Annotated in this window: 1 protein-coding gene and 1 pseudogene; both read left to right on the top strand. The window is 72.9% G+C overall.

Annotation, left to right across the window (positions count from 1 at the left end):
* A pseudogene (locus tag ACWELQ_RS45465) lies at positions 1 to 171 on the top strand (AAA family ATPase); the annotation flags it as partial.
* A 3-nt stretch (positions 172 to 174) separates the two neighbouring features.
* A complete protein-coding gene (locus tag ACWELQ_RS45460) occupies positions 175 to 1,470 on the top strand; it encodes a DUF58 domain-containing protein (RefSeq protein WP_452403155.1) in 1,296 nt (431 codons plus the stop codon).
* The last annotated feature ends 74 nt before the right edge of the window (positions 1,471 to 1,544 follow it).

Raw genomic sequence — 1,544 nt, 5'->3', positions numbered from 1 at the left:
GCCTTCGCCTGGCTCAACGGGCGCGCCTACACCACGCCCGACGATGTGAAAGCCGTTGCGACAGCGGTGCTCCGGCACCGGCTGCACCTGCGGCCCGAGCACGAGGTGGAGGGCGTCACCGCCGAGGGCGTCATGGCCTCGCTGCTGATGTCCGTCCCCGTCCCGGTCTAGCCCGTGATCGTCACCGGCCGGCTGGCCGCGGCGGCGGTGCTCGCGGCCCTGTTCGTCGCCGTCGTGCTGCCGTCGTGGCTCGGCGTGCTGATCGCCACCCTGCTGCTGGTCGTGCTCATCGCCGTCGACCTGCTGGCGCTGGGATCGCCGGGCGCGCTGGAGTTCTCCCGCGACCCGCTCACCACGGTGCGCTCCGGCCGCAGCATCGACGTGGAACTCGCGGTGCTCAATGCCGGTACCCGGCCGGTGCGCGGCACGCTGTGGGACGACTGGCCGCCGAGCGCGCACGCCCGGCACCGCACCCATGCCCTGAATCTGCCGCCCAACACCAGGATTCGCCTGCGCACCGAGTTGACCCCGGAGTACCACGGCGACCGGGCGGCCGGTCCGGTGACGGTGCGCCTGCTGGGCCCGCTGGGGATGGCCGGACGGCAGGTGCGCCGCGACGTCCCCGCCCGGCTGCGCGCCCTGCCGCCGTTCCGCAGTGAACGGCTGCTGGCCTCGAAGGTCAAGCAGTTGCAGCATCTGGAAGGCCGCAACACCACCACGATTCGCGGGCAGGGCACCGAATTCGATTCGTTCCGTGAGTATGTGGCGGGCGACGACGTGCGCACCATCGACTGGCGCGCCACCGCCCGTGCGAATGACGTGCTGGTACGCACCTGGCGGCCGGAACGCAATCGGCATGTGGTGATGCTGCTCGACACCGGGCGGGTCAGCGCCGGAAGGGTCGGGGACGGCACGCGGCTGGACGCGACCATCGAGGCGGCGCTGCTGCTGGGCGGCCTGGCGGCTTCCGGTGGCGACTCGGTGGACCTGCTCGCCTACGACCGCCGCGTACGCACCGAGGTGCGCGGGGTCGGCGGAAAACGCTTGCAGATCAAGCTCATGCACGCGCTGGCCGGGCTCACCCCCGAACTCGTCGACACCGACTATCAGGGCCTGCTGCGGGCCACCCTGCAGCGCGCCCGCCGCCGCAGCCTGGTGGTCTGGTTCACCCATCTCGACGCCGCCACCGTGCAGGAGGGTCTGTTGCCGGTGCTGCCCGTGCTGGCCGACCGCCACCGGGTACTGGTCGTCTCGGTGACCGATCCGGACGTGGCCGCCGCCGCGAGCCGCCGCCGCGGCCTGGACGATCTCTACGCCGCGGCCGCCGCCGAGAATGTCATCGCCGAGCACGCGGTGGCCCGGGAGACCCTGCGCCGCATGGGCGTCCGCGTCATCGCGGCCGCGCCGGACCGGCTGCCGGAGGCGCTGGCCGACGAATATCTCGAACTCAAACAGACCGGAGCGCTGTAGCGGCTAAGCGGCCGGTCGCGCCGCCGGGTGCCGGGAGAACAGCGCCGCGGGCGGCGGCGGGATCGCTCGCCGCT

This window comes from Nocardia sp. NPDC004722 (genome assembly GCF_053601505.1).
Note: the sequence above shows the minus strand (reverse complement) of the source record. Positions and strands in the feature narration are given on the sequence as shown.